General features: G+C 57.5%; 16 protein-coding genes and 1 pseudogene. 4 read left to right on the top strand and 13 right to left on the bottom strand.

The features are described from left to right. Nucleotides 1-77: 77 nt before the first annotated feature. Together ACIPZE_RS25690 and ACIPZE_RS25685 are read right to left on the bottom strand one after the other, a co-directional pair. Nucleotides 78-731 (bottom strand): COG3650 family protein, encoded by a 654-nt coding sequence (locus tag ACIPZE_RS25690; RefSeq protein WP_283437428.1) that lies wholly within the window; start codon nucleotides 729-731, stop codon nucleotides 78-80. Nucleotides 732-918: 187 nt separating this feature from the next. Continuing rightward, on the bottom strand, nucleotides 919-1,518 hold the full coding sequence (locus ACIPZE_RS25685) for a short chain dehydrogenase (RefSeq protein ID WP_400776136.1): 600 nt from the start codon (nucleotides 1,516-1,518) through the stop codon (nucleotides 919-921). Between the two features lie 104 nt (nucleotides 1,519-1,622). Here ACIPZE_RS25685 and ACIPZE_RS25680 point away from each other — a divergent pair, with 104 nt between their 5' ends. After that, nucleotides 1,623-2,531, top strand: coding sequence for a LysR family transcriptional regulator (locus tag ACIPZE_RS25680; RefSeq protein WP_400776134.1), 909 nt, complete (start codon nucleotides 1,623-1,625; stop codon nucleotides 2,529-2,531). 38 nt (nucleotides 2,532-2,569) lie between these two features. On the opposite strand, the gene ACIPZE_RS25675 is transcribed toward ACIPZE_RS25680, so the two are convergent. The 5 genes from ACIPZE_RS25675 to ACIPZE_RS25655 all read right to left on the bottom strand — a co-directional run bounded on the left by ACIPZE_RS25675 (nucleotide 2,570) and on the right by ACIPZE_RS25655 (nucleotide 7,322). Further along, nucleotides 2,570-4,771, bottom strand: a complete 2,202-nt coding sequence (locus tag ACIPZE_RS25675; protein WP_283437425.1) for a hypothetical protein — start codon at nucleotides 4,769-4,771, stop codon at nucleotides 2,570-2,572. Between the two features lie 107 nt (nucleotides 4,772-4,878). After that, on the bottom strand, nucleotides 4,879-5,355 hold the full coding sequence (locus tag ACIPZE_RS25670) for a DoxX family protein (protein WP_400776131.1): 477 nt from the start codon (nucleotides 5,353-5,355) through the stop codon (nucleotides 4,879-4,881). After that, nucleotides 5,352-6,110 (bottom strand): DUF2063 domain-containing protein, encoded by a 759-nt coding sequence (locus ACIPZE_RS25665; protein WP_400776128.1) that lies wholly within the window; start codon nucleotides 6,108-6,110, stop codon nucleotides 5,352-5,354. Before ACIPZE_RS25665 ends, ACIPZE_RS25670 begins: the two co-directional genes overlap by 4 nt. Continuing rightward, nucleotides 6,107-6,994 (bottom strand): DUF692 domain-containing protein, encoded by an 888-nt coding sequence (locus ACIPZE_RS25660; RefSeq protein ID WP_400776126.1) that lies wholly within the window; start codon nucleotides 6,992-6,994, stop codon nucleotides 6,107-6,109. Before ACIPZE_RS25660 ends, ACIPZE_RS25665 begins: the two co-directional genes overlap by 4 nt. A 25-nt stretch (nucleotides 6,995-7,019) precedes the next feature. After that, nucleotides 7,020-7,322, bottom strand: a complete 303-nt coding sequence (locus tag ACIPZE_RS25655; RefSeq protein WP_008086321.1) for a DUF2282 domain-containing protein — start codon at nucleotides 7,320-7,322, stop codon at nucleotides 7,020-7,022. 399 nt (nucleotides 7,323-7,721) lie between these two features. Between ACIPZE_RS25655 and ACIPZE_RS25650 the strand changes: the two genes are divergently transcribed. Together ACIPZE_RS25650 and acpP are read left to right on the top strand one after the other, a co-directional pair. Continuing rightward, entirely contained in the window at nucleotides 7,722-7,973 is a 252-nt protein-coding gene (locus tag ACIPZE_RS25650) for a hypothetical protein (RefSeq protein WP_283437421.1), read from the top strand. A 93-nt stretch (nucleotides 7,974-8,066) separates the two neighbouring features. After that, the gene (gene acpP, locus ACIPZE_RS25645; RefSeq protein WP_400776122.1) at nucleotides 8,067-8,306 is read left to right on the top strand and encodes an acyl carrier protein; all 240 of its coding nucleotides are present in this window, start codon (nucleotides 8,067-8,069) and stop codon (nucleotides 8,304-8,306) included. Between the two features lie 161 nt (nucleotides 8,307-8,467). On the opposite strand, the gene ACIPZE_RS25640 is transcribed toward acpP, so the two are convergent. The 5 genes from ACIPZE_RS25640 to ACIPZE_RS25620 all read right to left on the bottom strand — a co-directional run bounded on the left by ACIPZE_RS25640 (nucleotide 8,468) and on the right by ACIPZE_RS25620 (nucleotide 13,468). Then, nucleotides 8,468-9,169: an ABC transporter ATP-binding protein gene (locus ACIPZE_RS25640; RefSeq protein ID WP_129390180.1), complete on the bottom strand. Its 702-nt coding sequence runs from the start codon at nucleotides 9,167-9,169 to the stop codon at nucleotides 8,468-8,470. Continuing rightward, nucleotides 9,170-9,937, bottom strand: coding sequence for a high-affinity branched-chain amino acid ABC transporter ATP-binding protein LivG (gene livG / locus ACIPZE_RS25635; RefSeq protein ID WP_129390183.1), 768 nt, complete (start codon nucleotides 9,935-9,937; stop codon nucleotides 9,170-9,172). Beyond that, nucleotides 9,934-11,190, bottom strand: a complete 1,257-nt coding sequence (locus ACIPZE_RS25630; RefSeq protein ID WP_129390186.1) for a high-affinity branched-chain amino acid ABC transporter permease LivM — start codon at nucleotides 11,188-11,190, stop codon at nucleotides 9,934-9,936. The genes livG and ACIPZE_RS25630 overlap by 4 nt, the downstream gene beginning before the upstream one ends. Beyond that, nucleotides 11,187-12,110 carry a high-affinity branched-chain amino acid ABC transporter permease LivH gene (gene livH / locus ACIPZE_RS25625; RefSeq protein ID WP_034154997.1) on the bottom strand — a complete coding sequence of 308 codons (924 nt, stop codon included), beginning with the start codon at nucleotides 12,108-12,110 and terminating at the stop codon, nucleotides 11,187-11,189. The genes ACIPZE_RS25630 and livH overlap by 4 nt, the downstream gene beginning before the upstream one ends. A gap of 230 nt (nucleotides 12,111-12,340) precedes the next feature. After that, nucleotides 12,341-13,468, bottom strand: coding sequence for a branched-chain amino acid ABC transporter substrate-binding protein (locus tag ACIPZE_RS25620; protein WP_129390189.1), 1,128 nt, complete (start codon nucleotides 13,466-13,468; stop codon nucleotides 12,341-12,343). A gap of 353 nt (nucleotides 13,469-13,821) precedes the next feature. Here ACIPZE_RS25620 and ACIPZE_RS25615 point away from each other — a divergent pair, with 353 nt between their 5' ends. Further along, entirely contained in the window at nucleotides 13,822-14,142 is a 321-nt protein-coding gene (locus tag ACIPZE_RS25615; protein ID WP_283437417.1) for a DUF2288 domain-containing protein, read from the top strand. Between the two features lie 306 nt (nucleotides 14,143-14,448). Here the strand turns inward: ACIPZE_RS25615 and ACIPZE_RS25610 are convergent. Continuing rightward, nucleotides 14,449-15,656, bottom strand: a pseudogene (locus ACIPZE_RS25610) (hypothetical protein); the annotation flags it as partial.

Below are 15,656 nucleotides of genomic sequence, written 5' to 3'. Positions count from 1 at the left end.
GGGCGCACAACTGCGCCAGGGCGTTTGAAGGCCGCGATTATAAGCCGCAAAGGCCGGATCCGGTGAGGCTAAAACGCTCAGTCGTTGCGCGATCCGCCGAAATACCCGCAACCGCGCTGCACCTTGCCGTCGATGCGCAGTTCGGCGCTCATGTGCTGCACGCTGCCAGTGCTGCTGTCGACGCAGCGCTGCGGCGCGACCCACAATTCGATGCGCTGGTTGTTGGCTTCGCTGCTGAGGTTGAAGCGTCCGTCGCCCAGTTGTTCTTCAACATAAGGTACGGCGAGTGGCGGCTGGCCTTCACGGTCGATGACCATGCCTTTGCCGCTGACTTTGACGTTCCACTCAGGACCGTGGCCGCTGGCGCGCAGAATCAGCAGTTTGAAATTCGGATCATCGCAGGCGGTGCCGGAGCGTTCGACACGATACAGCTGAGTCAGGTCGAGTCGATCGCCGGCGACTTTGCCGCGAACATCGGCGAACAGTTTGCCTTGCTCGTCGGCCAAGGTAGCAGCTTCCTGCAGAATGCTGGTGCCACCGATGTCATTGACGACGAGTTGGCGCTGATCCTGACACGGCTGGAACACCAGTTTGCCGTCAGCGGCGGTCAACTGCCCCTGCATCCGCGTCTGCCCGACGTGCGAGGCACTTTCTCGCTGGCCATCGAACAACTGGCAGGCGGCAAACAACGGCAGCAGGGCAACAAGGACTAACGAACGGGCAACACGCATCTTCGGCTCTCCAGACAAGTGCCGCCACGTTACGCAGCCTGCCGGTCAAATGCAAAAGATCGCAGCCTGCGGCAGCTCCTGCATGGATACGTGTACACCGGGTTATGAAGACCGTCGGCAAAATGCAAAAGATCACAACCCCCGACATGCCCTTGTAGGGGCTGCCGCAGGCTGCGATCCTTTGATCTTAACCGACGTGAAACGTCTGACCCGTCTGCAAGCCTTCAACACTCTTCGCATAAGCCAATGCCACATCCGCCGCCGGAACCGGCTTATACCCACGGAAATACGGCGCATATTTACCCATAGCCTCCAGCAACACGGTCGGGCTGACCGAGTTCACCCGCAGACCGCGCGGCAATTCAATGGCTGCCGCACGAACAAAACTGTCGATTGCTCCGTTGACCAGCGCCGCCGATGCGCCACTGCGAATCGGATCATGACTGAGCACGCCGGTGGTAAAGGTGAACGAAGCACCGTCATTGGCGAATTCCCTGCCGATCAGCAGCAGATTGACCTGGCCCATCAGCTTGTCCTTTAGGCCGAGGGCGAAGCTGTCTCCAGTCATCTCATCCAGCGGCGCGAAGGTCACGTTGCCGGCGGCGCAGATCAGCGCATCGAACTTGCCGGTTTTCTCGAAGAGCTTGCGGATTGACGCGCTGTCGCTGATATCGACATTCAGATCACCGCTGTTACGACCGATACGGATGATTTCGTGACGTTGCGACAATTCTTTGTCCACGGCCGAACCGATGGTGCCGCCAGCGCCTATCAACAGAATTTTCATCGAGCTGTACCTCAAGTGATTGAACGAGGTTTCAGTCTAGAGTGGTTTTTTCTGCGGATAAGCGCACTAATAGGCAACCTTTGGTTTTCAAATGGAAACAATCCATGAGCGAAATGGATGACCTGGCGGCGTTTGCCGTGCTGATCGAGGCTGGCAGTTTCACCCTGGCTGCGCAGCAATTGGGCTGTAGCAAGGGCCAGTTGTCCAAGCGCATCAGCCAGCTTGAAGCGCAGTTTTCCGTGGTGTTGCTGCAGCGCACCACGCGCCGCTTGAGCCTGACGGCGGCAGGCGCAGCGCTTCTGCCGCAAGCGCAAGCGCTGGTTGTTCAGGTGGAAAAGGCCCGTCAGGCATTGGCGCGTTTGAAGGACGATATGGCCGGTCCCGTGCGCATGACGGTTCCGGTGTCGTTGGGGGAAACCTTCTTCGACGGCTTGCTGCTGGAGTTTTCGCAGAAATACCCCGAGGTGCAGATCGAGCTGGAACTGAACAACAGCTATCGCGACTTGTCGCGGGATGGTTTTGATCTGGCGATTCGTTCCGAGGTCGCCAACGATCAGCGGCTGGTGGCCAAACCGCTGCTGGCCTGGCAGGAAATGACCTGTGCGAGCCCGGCGTATCTCGAGCGTTTCGGTGAACCGATCATGCCGCAGGCGCTGGCCGAACATCGCTGCTTGCTGAACAGTCACTACAGTGGCCGCGAAGAATGGCTGTATCACCAGCAGCACGAATTGTTGCGGGTGCGGGTGTCCGGGCCGTTCGCCAGCAACCATTACAGCCTGCTCAAAAAAGCTGCGCTGTCCGGCGCCGGCATCGCTCGATTGCCTTCGTACCTCCTGCAAGCGGAATTGGCGGACGGGCGATTGAAATGGCTGCTGCGTGATTTTCAGACCCGACGCATGCCGATGTACCTGGTGCATCCGTATCAGGGAGGGCTGCCGAAACGTACGCAGGTGCTGGCGGACTATCTGATCGGCTGGTTCAAGCGCAGTGGAGAGGCGCTGGATCAACTTTGACGGCCACCAGCGCCTTCTTGTATCAACGCCGTTGGTGTCTAGATAGACTGTTCGCTTGTGATCCCTTGTGCGACCGTCGAAGCTGAATAGGAGATTTCTTCCAGCAGTTCATATTCAGCCGCGGTGTCATGGCCTCCCGACTCGGCCAGCCCCCAAGTGATGACGACACCTGTCCTGGTCAACGCCACGAATGCTTCAGAGTTACTGTAAATGGCCACGACATCCTTCAAGCGCTTGCTGACCAGAGCACTGTCCCCGCCCCAGACAGAATTGCCCCAGGTCACCACGCTGCCATCCGCACACAGGGCTGCAAAGGCGCCATTGGTCGCGGCGAGTTGCACGACATTGCGCAACTCTCCTATCGCTCTGGGTACCTCCCCACCGTGGTCCGGGTTGCCCCACGCCACGACACGATAGTCATCCAGAATGGCCGCAAATGCATAGCCGGCGCCGACGATATCGATGATGTTGTGGAGGGCAAGAATCGACGCCGGTGCAGCGCCCCCCCAGTCTGGTCTGCCCCATGTTTTTATTTGCCCGTTGTCCAGATGCGCAACATAGGCGTAGCCGGCGCTGATGATTCGGGCAACATTGCTCAGAGGGCTGATCAGTTGACCTCCTGAGTCTGGGTTGCCCCACGCTACTACGGTGCCGTTGGTCAGGCGGGCCGCAAACGAATCATGATTGTTGACCACCTCGGCGATGTTGCGTAGACGAGCGATGTCGGCTGGCACCACTCCACCGCGCGAGGCATCCCCCCATGCCATTAGCGACCCGTCCGTCAGTTGCACAGTGAATGCCGTTGCGCTCGCCCGAATGTTGCGGATGGTTTTCAGCGCAGCGATGTTGGCGGGCACTTGTCCACCATTGGCCGGGACGCCCCATGCAACCACGGAGTTGTCGTTTGTCAGTGCCGCAATGGCCTGGCCTGCCGTACACAGTCGGCGTATGTCTCGACGCGCCGCGATGGGCGCGGGGACTTCCCCTCCTAACACTGAGTTCCCCCATGCGACGACTGAACCATCGCGCTTGAGTGCAGCGAATGCCGCCATTGACCAGGCCACGACGCTGACATCGCTAATCGACACAGTGCGACCACCATTGTCTGGAACACCCCATGTGAATACATTTCCGTCATCTTTCAATGCCACGAAGGCAGAGTGAGCAAGGTTGAAATTGTCGAGGTCACAGAATCCGTTACCGAAAAAATTCGCCGGTCTGATGGTTACGCTTCGCCCGCCATATCGCACATGAAGTGGGTGCTCGGGGTGGAGGTCATCGAAGTGAGCGGTAGCCACTTCTTGCGTTTCACCCTCATATCGCCACCGTGCTCTGAGAGGTTTGCCGGTCCGCGCGTCGAGGGCCGTGATATAGCGCGACGCGCCTTTGTTGGCCCAGTATTGCACTGCGGCCACGCGTGCGCCCATGACGTCTAACTCACCGTCCACGGGATCGACGGTTGCCGATATCCGTCTTGACCAACGTCGCAAGTGCGTGGGATTGCCCAGTTGATCGGTCACGGTGTAGCTGACCGTGAGCACGCCAGGCTTTCCGGCCGAGACATACATCTCCATCGTTACGATGATAACGAAAGGTTTGTTTTCCTCGCCCGGCTGTACCGTGAAAAAAAACGGCACATTGTTGATTTCGAATTTGATCGTGTCGTAGGCGCGTTTGAACGGATAGTCGAGATTCAGCCGGACCAGACCATTGGCGAACTCCTCGGGCCCGATCACCGGAGGACTGCCCAACTGCGATGCAAAATCCAGGTGCAAATCAGGATGATCCCCGGTTCCCGGCACATCATTGCCGCCTGGTAGATTTCGGTGGTACTGGATTCCCAGCTTTCGTGAGTCGTTAAAGTTTCCGCTGGCTCGGATATAGCGCAGCTCCAGGATATTCAAGCCTTCGTTGAGTTCTGCCTGGGGCAGTTGTGCCTGCACGATTCCATTTTGATCTTCCGGCTCTACGTATTGGCTGGAAACCTGCGTGTTGTTGACCCTCAGAGCAAGGGTTTCATATTGGTTGGCAGGATCATCGGAAAGGGGATCGGCCAAGACCAACGCCGCGTTTTTGCGAGTGGGATCACGGGTCAGCGACAGAGTGAACGCCGATTGCGCAAGACCAACGTAGTACACGCCCGGTAATGGGGGCGGGTAAGGGGTGATTGGATCTGTCGCATTTGGAATGCGAGGAGGATTAATGGCCAATACACCCGGTTCGGTATCTTTTGCGCTCATGGACGTTTCCTTCGAAGTGATACGGTTCGAAGGCATGAGTCAACGCGGTAATGAGCCTCCTGCCTACTGTCAGGATTGACAGGTGGCGGGGGCTATTAGACGAACGGTCAGCGCTGTACATACCGCGAGATCAGATGATCGATCGACAGCTTCCCAGGCCCGCTCGCCATCAGGTACAGCAATATCGCCGCCCAGGTGCCGTGAGTCGGATACGCATCCGGGTACACAAACAGTTGAATCGTCAGGGTCATGCCCAGCAATGCCAACGCAGAAAACCGTGTAGCGAAACCGATCAGGATCAACACCGGAAAGAAGTGCTCGGCGAATGCGGCCATGTGCGCAGCAATCTCTGGCGACAGCAGCGGCACAGGGTATTCGCTCTTGAACAGCGGAATCGTCGAGTCCGCCAGTCGTGGCCAACCCAGTTGAAAGGTGCCGTCGATCAGGTCAATGGCCAATCCCTCGACCTTGGTCTGTCCGGACTTCCAGAACACCGCGGCAATCGAAAACCGTGCGATGAAGGCGATCAGGCTGTGGGGGATTTTTTCCAGCAGCGCGATGGCGCGGACGATGAGGTTGTTCATGGCGATTCCTTGTTGCTCAAGTGGGTGATGGCGTTGTGCGCGATCAGCAAGCCGAGGGTTTGTGCAAGATCGAAGGGAGGGCTGTGTTCAGCTGCCGCCAGTAATGGCTGGCCATCGATGAGATGGCGGATAAACGCGCTGGTGCCGGGCTCGATGACAAACACTTCAACGACGAGATGGTTGCGCAGCACCAGCGCGTGCTGTGCTTGCTGCAAGTCGATGCCCGCGAGCGTTGCTTGCCGTTGATGCGCTGCCCAGATCGCGACCGTCGGCCAGGGTGAGTCGAGCAGATGCAACGACGGATGCAACTCGACACTCAGGGCGCTCAGGGAATGCGGATCGGCGAGTGCAGCAGTGATTTCTTCCGCCCGCACCGGCAACGCATCGGCCGCGTGATAAGCACAGGTGCGCAAACGCTCAAGGCGCGCGACATCGGCCAGATAGGGCACGCTGGACGCCGGCTCGAACGCGGCAACGAAGTCAGCGAAATCTTCGCCGTAACGACTCATCAGCGGACTTTGCGGCGGCTGGACCTGTAAGAAAACGGCGGCCATCGCCCGAAAGAATTCCTCGCCGACCAATTGCCTGACCACCGGATAACTGGCGGCCAACGCGTTGATCAGCGAGTTTTGCACGTTGTTGCGATACACCGCGAAGCGCCTGGCCGGATCGGCGCCGCTGGCACTGCACAAGCCGTCGGGGCAGGGAAGCCGCGTGTCAATGAGCGCGGAAGCGAAAGCGCTGTGCGTACTCATGCGCGCCCCCTGGCTTGCAGCAACAAGTGATCGGCTTGCTGCGCTTCGGCCAGCAGCACATCGAACGCCGGCACTTGATTGTCACGTTCGATCAGCGTGGCCACCGGGCCAATGCGTTTCAGAACTTGCCGGTATAAATCCCACACCGCTTGATCGATCGGTGCACCGTGATCGTCAATCAGCAGGCGTTCACCGGGGCTGTCGGAATCTTCGGCAAAACCGGCCAGATGAATCTCGCCGACGCGATGCAGCGGCAGTGCGTCGAGATAAGCCAGCGGATCGCGCTGATGATTGATGCACGACACGTAGACATTGTTCACGTCGAGTAACAGGCCGCAGCCAGTTCGGCGGACGACCTCGGCGATGAACTCCGGCTCATCGATGGTCGAGCGCTGAAACGCCAGATAAGTCGCCGGATTCTCCAACAGCATGGGGCGTTTGAGGCTGTCCTGCACCTGAACGATATGCTCGCAGACACGGTTCAGCGTCGGCGCGTCGTAGGCCAGTGGCAGCAGATCATTGAGAAACACCGGGCCGTGGCTGGACCAGGCCAGGTGTTCGGAAAAGGACTGTGGTTGATAGCGCCGAATCAGCTCGGCAAGGCGCTTGAGATGGTCTTTATCCAGCGGCCCTTCAGCACCGATGGACAACCCGACACCGTGCAGCGACAGCGGATACTGCTGACGAATCAAACCCAGAAAATGATGAAACGGGCCGCCGTCGACCATGTAGTTTTCGGCGTGGACCTCGAAGAAACCGAGGTCCGGTGACGAACCGAGCACTTGCGCAAAGTGCTCGCTCTTGAGCCCGAGCCCCGCACGTGGCGGGAGCTCGGCGCGGGCTGCCTGAGTGCGGGGGAGGGCAGATTGATGGGCGTTGGACATGATCGTCACTCAGGCAGACCGGGGATCAGGATTTGGCTTTGAAGGCTTCCATCTGGCCGAAACCGGTCGGCGAGGTCTTGCTTTCGGTGGTGGCGCAGGTGCCTTTCGGCACGAGTTTCCAGGCGTTGGCCTGGTAATCCATTTTCGCCGTGCCGGCACAGGTGGTGCCTGCACCTGCGGCGCAGTCGTTATGACCTTTCATGGCCACGCCGAAGCATTTTTCCATGTCGTCGGCGGCGTGGGCGGTGGAAACAGCGGCCATGCTCAGGGCAGAACCGAGGGCCAGAACCAGGGCAGTGGCGGACAGGGTGCGGGTGGTAGCAGTCATGATGTTTCTCCAGTCTTGTCAGGGTTTGTACAAGCGATTTGCGCTTGCTTACCCCTCTAGAGAAACCAGTCGACAATGCGTTACAGCCCACCGCAAATTTTTCCCAAATAATCCAAAACCCCCTGTAGGAGCTGCCGCAGGCTGCGATCTTTTGATCTGTCTTTTTTCCCTGGTGAATCAAGATCAAAAGATCGCAGCCTGCGGCAGCTCCTACAGAGACTGTGTTTGCCGTTGATATCAGGCGTTTTCAAACTTGCGAAGTCTGTCTTTTGTTCTTCGCGGAATAAACACCAGTTGGTAATCGCGAATGGTCATAAAAGACTGTTATTTCTGACAGTTCGAGGTTCTGAGTCAGCTGAATACACTCAAAGGCTAGCGGTTTTTAAAAAGGAGAGAGTTATGACCAGGGCTGAGTTAATGGAGTTTCTAGAAATCAAGATCAATGAAAAGGCTCAAATCATCCTTGATGAGGATATGGTTCACGATGGTGCCGCATTGGGAGAGATGCAGATTTATTTTTGCTTTCGAAGAATTCTCAATAAAAAGGCTACGTTAGAGGATGTGGGCGCCCTGCACGCAGTCAATAAAGTCCTGCAGGCGTTGGGGGTGCTAGCTGCAAAAGAGACGCTTCGATCGAGAGTTGAAAAATAACTGCGCATTGAAATTTAGCTAATTAATCACCGGCAAATATTTATTTGCTTAAGGCAATTGAAGTTTGCAAGGTTGAGAAAGTGGGGTTTTAAGATGGATGACATACAGTCGCGTGTGATTAAAATTGTTGCTGAGCAATTAGGTTTGTCCGAGAGCAATATTTTGTTGTCTTCCCATTTTATTGATGACCTGGGTGCGGACTCGCTCGATACCGTTGAACTGGTCATGGCATTAGAAGATGAGTTCGAGACGGAAATCCCAGAAGAAGAAGCCGAAAAAATCCATACCGTGCAAAAGGCGCTTGATTATCTGCACGCGCATATCAAAACCTGAGGTCTTTTTATTGAACGACACAAAAAACGGCCAGAACGCCGTTTTTTGTTCGACCTGACGCCTCAGTCTCAACTCATCGCAATTTTTCCAGATAATACAGGGGGGATGTGTGGGGTATAAAAAAACGGCCCGAGGGCCGTTTTTTTTGTTGGGCGCATGCATCAGCCGCCGAGGTACGCCTCGCGTACTTTCGGGTCGGTCAGCAGTGCTTCACCGGTACCTTGCATGACGACGCGGCCGTTCTCCAGAACGTACGCCCGGTCAGCGATTTTCAGCGCCTGGTTTGCGTTCTGCTCGACCAGGAACACCGTCACACCGTCCTTGCGCAGCATTTCGATGATGTCGAAAATCTGCTGGATGATGATCGGTGCCAGGCCCAGCGACGGCTCGTCGAGCAGCAACAGCTTGGGCTTGCTCATCAGCGCGCGGCCGATGGCGAGCATTTGCTGTTCGCCGCCGGACATGGTGCCGCCGCGCTGGTTGAAGCGTTCTTTCAGGCGCGGGAACAGGCCGAGGACCTTGTCCATTTGCTCCTGATAGTCGCCCTTGTCGGTGAAGAAGCCGCCCATGGACAGGTTTTCTTCAACGGTCAGACGGGCAAACACCCGACGACCTTCCGGCACCACCGCGATGCTCTTGCGCATGATCTGCGACGAGTCCTGGCCGATCAGTTCCTCACCCATGTAGCGGATGCTGCCGCTGTGCGCTTGCGGCGAACCGCAGAGCGTCATCAGCAGCGTGGATTTGCCGGCACCGTTGGCGCCGATCAGGGTGACGATCTCGCCCTGACGGACTTCGACGTTGACGCTGTGCAGGGCCTGGATCTTGCCGTAGAAGGTGGAAACGTTTTCGAACTGCAGCATTTACGCTTCCCCCAGGTAGGCTTTGATCACTTCAGGATTGTCGCGGATCTGTTCCGGCGTGCCGTCAGCCAGAGGCGTGCCCTGGTTGATCACGACGATGTGGTCGGAAATGCTCATGACCAGTTTCATGTCGTGTTCGATCAGCAGCACTGTCACATTGTGCTCTTCACGGAGCATGCCGATCAGCGCCTTGAGGTCTTCGGTTTCCTTCGGGTTCAGGCCGGCGGCCGGTTCGTCGAGCATGAGGATCCGCGGACGGGTCATCATGCAGCGAGCGATTTCCAGACGCCGTTGCTGACCGTAGGCCAGGGTGCCGGCGGTACGGTTGGCGAACTCCTTGAGGTTGACCTTTTCCAGCCAGTACTCGGCAAACTCCATGGCCTCGCGCTCGCTTTTGCGGAACGACGGAGTCTTGAACAGGCCAGCCAGGAAGTTCGTGTTCAAGTGACGGTGCTGGGCGATCAACAGGTTCTCGACCGCCGTCATGTCCTTGAACAGGCGCACGTTCTGGAAGGTGCGCACCACGCCTTTGAGGGCGATCTTGTGGCCCGGCAGGCCTTGAATCGGCTCGCCGTCGAGCAGAATGCTGCCGCCCGTTGGCTGGTAGAAACCGGTCAGGCAATTGAACACGGTGGTCTTGCCGGCGCCGTTCGGGCCGATCAGCGCAACCACCTGTTTCTCTTTGACGGTCAGGGCCACGCCGTTGACCGCGAGCAAACCGCCGAAGCGCATGCTCAGGTTTTCGACCTTAAGAATCTCGCGGCTCATTTTCGCAACTCCATGTGTGGGCGTTGCATCGGCAGCAGACCTTGTGGACGCCAGATCATCATCAACACCATCAGCGCACCGAACATCAACATCCGGTACTCGCTGAACTCACGCATCATTTCCGGCAACAGGATCATCACCACAGCGGCGAGGATCACACCTAACTGCGAGCCCATGCCACCCAGCACGACGATGGCGAGGATGATCGCCGACTCGATGAAGGTGAACGATTCCGGGGTCACCAGGCCCTGACGGGCAGCGAAGAAGCTACCGGCGAAACCGGCGAAGCTCGCGCCGAGGGTGAACGCCGACAGCTTGATGATCGTCGGATTCAGACCCAGTGCCCGACAGGCGATTTCATCTTCACGCAGCGCTTCCCACGCACGGCCGATCGGCATGCGCAGCAGACGGTTGATGATGAACAGCGCCGCCAGTGCCAGCAACAAGGCCACCAGGTAGAGGAAAATCACCTTGTTGATCGAGTTGTATTGCAGGCCGAAATACTCGTGGAAGGTCTGCATGCCTTCCGCGGCTTTACGCTCGAAGGTCAGGCCGAAGAACGTCGGTTTCTCGATGTTGCTGATGCCGTTCGGACCGCCAGTGATGTCGGTCAGGTTACGCAGGAACAGACGGATGATCTCGCCGAAGCCGAGGGTCACGATCGCCAGATAGTCACCGCGCAAACGCAATACCGGGAAGCCCAGCAGGAAGCCGAACGTCGCCGCCATCAGGCCGGCAATCGGCAGACAGATCCAGAAGCTCAAACCGTAGTAGTGCGACAGCAGCGCGTAGCTGTAGGCGCCGACGGCGTAGAAGCCGACGTAACCGAGGTCAAGCAGACCGGCCAGACCGACGACGATGTTCAGGCCAAGGCCAAGCATCACGTAGATCAGGATCAGCGTCGCGATGTCCACCGCACCGCGCGAGCCGAAGAACGGCCACACCAGCGCACCGATGATCAGCGCAATGATGAAGTAGCGTTGCGTGGTCGGCAGGGTCAGGAAGTTACTGGCCTTGGCCGGGATCAGCGGCAGGCCCGGCGAGGAATTCCACGCCTTGCTGATCTGCTGGTTGAACAGCACCCGCAGGAACATCAGCACCGAGCAGATGGCGATGGTCGCCAGAATCATCGGGCTGGTGTTGTGCACTTCGAGGTTGATGCCGACGATGGTCAGTTTCAGACCGAGTACCGGGTAGGCCACGGCCCACACCAGCAAAGCGCTGAACAGCGCCTGTTTAAGATTCCTAGTCATACTTTCTCAACCTCCGGACGGCCCAGAATGCCGGTCGGACGGAACAACAGCACCAGAACCAACAAGCCGAAAGCCACGACGTCCTTGTATTGGTCGCCGAAGATATCGGCACCAAACGCTTCCGCCACCCCCAGCACCAGCCCGCCGAGCATGGCGCCGGGGATGCTGCCGATACCGCCGAGTACCGCTGCGGTGAAGGCTTTGAGGCCGACGAGGAAACCGGCGTTCGGGTTGATCACACCGTATTGCATGCTCAGCAGCACGGCCGCGATGGCCGCCAGCGCAGCACCAATGACGAAGGTCAGGGCGATGATGTTGTTGGTGTTGATGCCGAGCAGGTTGGCCATCTTGATGTCTTCGGCACAGGCGCGGCAGGCGCGGCCCAGACGAGAACGGGAGATGAACAGCGTCAGCCCGAGCATGGCGACCAGGGTCACCACGAACACCACGATTTGCATGTAGGAAATCAGCACTTCATGTGCGCCACCTGGTCCGAAGGAAATGTTCCCGGGGATCAGGTTGGGGATGGATTTGTCCTTGGAGTCTTGCGCCAGCAGAACCGTGTTCTGCAGGAAGATCGACATGCCGATGGCGGAGATCAGCGGGATCAGACGGTTGCTGCCGCGCAGGGGGCGGTAGGCGATCCGTTCGATGCTGTAACCATACGAACTGGTGACAACGATGCTCGCGATGAAGGCGGCGGTCATCAACAGCGGGACGTTGTCGATTCCCATCATGGCCAGCCCGGCGATGGCGATGAACGCCACGTAGGAACCGATCATGTACACCTCGCCGTGGGCGAAGTTGATCATTCCAATGATGCCGTAAACCATCGTATAGCCGATGGCGATCAGGGCATACGTGCTGCCAATGGTCAGGCCATTAACCAGCTGCTGGAAGAAGTGATAGAGGTCAGGCATTACAACGCTCCTAAAAACCTGATACGCATTTCACTGGTGGAGTCATTTTCCCGCCCGGCCCCGTGGATCTATATCCACTTCGAATCCGGGTTTTGCCAGCGAACCGCTGATGACGGTTTTGAGATTTTCAGGTGGGGAGACTGGCGGATCACGCCAGCGCGGCCCATACATTCGTAAAACAAAGCCCACGGCACGCCGTGGGCTTTATTGGCAGTCAGTCAGGGCGCGCCTTACTGAGGCGAAACTTCAGTTTTTGGTTTGCCGAAGTGCCACTCGTAAACCACAAATTTGAAGTCCTTCAGGTCACCCTTGGCGTCGAAGCTCAGATCGCCAGTCGGGGTTTTGAAGGTGCCGGCGTGAATGGCTTCAGCCACTTTGGCCGGGTCTTCGCTCTTGGCAGCGGCGATACCGCCGGCAATCACTTCAACCGCCGAGTAGGAAGGGAACACGAACGGGCCGCTCGGGTCTTCTTTCTTCGCCTTGAATGCATCCGCCAGGGCAATGTTGGCCGGATCCTGGTCGAAGGATTTCGGCAGGGTTACCAGCAGACCTTCGGAAGCGTCTTTGGCGATCTGCGAAATGGAGTCGTTACCCACGCCTTCCGGACCCATGAACTTGGCTTTCAGGCCTTTTTCAGCCGATTGACGCAGGATCAGGCCCAGCTCCGGGTGGTAGCCGCCGTAGTAAACGAAGTCGACGTTGGCTTGCTTGAGTTTGGCGATGATCGAGGAGAAGTCCTTGTCGCCGGCGTTGACGCCTTCGAACACGGCAACTTTCACGCCTTTCTTCTCAAGGGTGGATTTGACGGCGGTGGCGATGCCTTCACCGTATTGCTGTTTGTCGTGCAGCACAGCAACGATTTTCGGTTTTACGTGATCGGCAATGTAGTTACCGGCGGCAGGGCCTTGGGCGCTGTCCAGACCGATGGTGCGGAAGACCATTTTGTAACCACGGGCGGTGATGTCCGGGCTGGTGGCAGCCGGGGTGATCATGATCACGCCTTCGTCTTCGTAGATGTCCGAAGCCGGTTGAGTGGAGCTGGAGCACAGGTGACCGACGACGAACTTGACGCCGTCGTTGACGACCTTGTTCGCTACCGCTACCGCTTGTTTCGGATCGCAGGCATCGTCGTATTCAACGGCTTCGAGTTTCTTGCCGTCGACGCCGCCCTTGGCGTTGATCTGTTCGATGGCCATGCGGGCGCCACTGAACTGCATGTCGCCGTACTGGGCTACTGGACCGGTTTTAGGGCCGGCGATACCGATTTTGATGGTGTCAGCTGCGAACGAATGGCTGGCAACCCCGGCCAGAACCATAGCGGCAAACAGTTTGGAAATCTGCTTAGTAGCCTTAGTCATAGTGCTCCACTCTTACTGTTGTAATTTTTTTGAGTTCTGGCGCCGTAGCAGCAGAACCGGGTCAGATATCTTTGCGATACCCTCCGGAAATGCCCCCGGCAACTGTACCGGTACAGTGTAGAGCGCCGGTTGTCAGCCTGGGAAGCGGGCGCCGAGGGGCAAAACTTGGGGGTGTCGCATTTTTGAATGAAAAAGACAGAATTGCGGCGGGGCGTTCGTGGGCATATATCCCAATCAACAGCATTCCTTGGCGTTCCTGCTCTTTTCGTTCGGTGCAGCCATTTGCAACCGGGTTTTGCTGACGGACCACCGACGTTATCATTTGCGTCGATTTCTTTTCCGGAACAGCGCCCATGAATCAAGAACCTAGCACCCTCTATGCCAAGCTGCTTGGTGAAACCGCATCTATTACCTGGAAGGAGTTGGAGCCGTTCTTCGCCAAGGGTGCCCTATTGTGGGTCGACCCTACGCTGGATCTGATCGCCGCTGCCGAGGCCGTAGCCTCGGACGAAGGCGAGAAAGTGGCTGCCTGGCTGGCCGAAGACAAGGTCGCCAAGCTGTCTGAAACGCGGGCGCTGGATCTTTTCGAACGTGATCCGCCGTTGTGGGCGGTGGTGGTTTCGCCGTGGATTCTGATCCAGGAAAGGGCAGTCGCTGCAGACGTCGCACCTTGATGGTGCGACCGGTCGTCAGCGAAAAGTGTGTAGCCGAGTAGCGTGATGGCACGTTGCCGTAGAGAAACACCCCAAGCGAGGGTGGCATCACGGTGACGTAAACGTAACGGGAACAGTTTAGTAAGCAGCCTAACGGCTGCTTAATTGTTTCTGGATATGATCGTTCCCACGCTCCGCGTGGGAATGCATCAATGGACGCTCTGCGTCCGCATGGGACGCAGAGCGTCCCGGGCGGCATTCCCACGCAGAGCGTGGGAACGATCGTGGGAGCGAGCCTGCTCGCGAAGGCGGCGACTCGGTTCCGGATCAGACCGTAAACGACTTCCCGGTATGGTTATTCAGCGAAATAACCTTGGTCTTGCCAATCCGGTGACGATAAATCTCGCGCAGGTACTTGATCGACTTCTTCACACAATCGCGCGACAGGCGAATGTCATTGATCGAGACAAACTTCTCTTTGTCGTTGATCAGTTCGCGATACTTCTTCTCGTACATCGGCTTGATCGCGTACCAGTTGGTATCAAGGATCTTCGCCGGGTTTTCGAATTCGTTGAGCAGGTCGTCGATACGGTCTTCGTCGAATTCTTCGTTGATGATGAAGTCGAGAATCGAGTTGTCGAGGGTCTCGTCGAAACGGTACGGGTTCTTCGCAAAGCATCGCTTGATGAACGCCACGATCAGCGTCAGGAAGTCGTCTGACAGGCACGGGCTCTTCGCGATCAAAGTGGTCAGCGAGAGGTTGGCCGAGGCGCCGATCACCAGTGCGTAACGCTTGAGCGTGGTGTTGGGGAACAGGCTATTGAGGTGAGTCTTCAACCGGTTCAGGTCCATGTACGACAGCTTGTAGTCTTTCGGCAACGACACGATCGAGACCACCGACGAGCAGTTCTTGAAGAAGTGCAGGTCGTGCAAAGCGGCGGCGTCGTAGCCGGAATTCTTGTACTGCTCAAGCGACGCGCGATAACGCTTGGACTCGATCGGCAGCAGGCTGATGCCTTCGATCGCCTGGGTGACCTTGTTGAAGTGCGGCAGGTCGATCGAGCGGAAGAACAGGTCATCGATGTTCAGGCGCTGCGGCTCTTTGTCGAACACCTTGAATTTGTCGCTGCTCGGCGGCGGGGTTTCCGGCACCACCGATTCGGCGTAGGCAATCGCTACCGGGCCGGCCAGGCTCATGAACAGGTCGTTGGCGTCGAGGCGAATAGTTTCGCCGATGTCGATGCCGGCGCGACGGAAGTAGTTCTGGTCGTAGTCAGTCGTAACTGCCTGCGCCGTCAGAATGTTGAAGATCTGCTGCGAGATGTACTGGTTGGCGTGCTTTTCCATCGCATTGACATCAATGTTCTGGATGTTGCCGTCATCGCTTTCTTCGGCGTAACGCATGATGTCGTTGGATATCAGCTTCATCGCGTTCCATGGGCGGATACGGCCCATTACGCTGGCGTCGCTGCTGTCGTCGTTGGCGAAGTTGTAGGAGAAATCCCATTCTTCCGAGAGGTATTTGCACAGCAGCC

Origin of the sequence: Pseudomonas sp. NPDC089741 (assembly GCF_044748825.1) — a bacterium.
In the GTDB taxonomy this organism is placed as follows: Bacteria; Pseudomonadota; Gammaproteobacteria; order Pseudomonadales; family Pseudomonadaceae; genus Aquipseudomonas; species Aquipseudomonas helmanticensis.
Note: the sequence above shows the minus strand (reverse complement) of the source record. Positions and strands in the feature narration are given on the sequence as shown.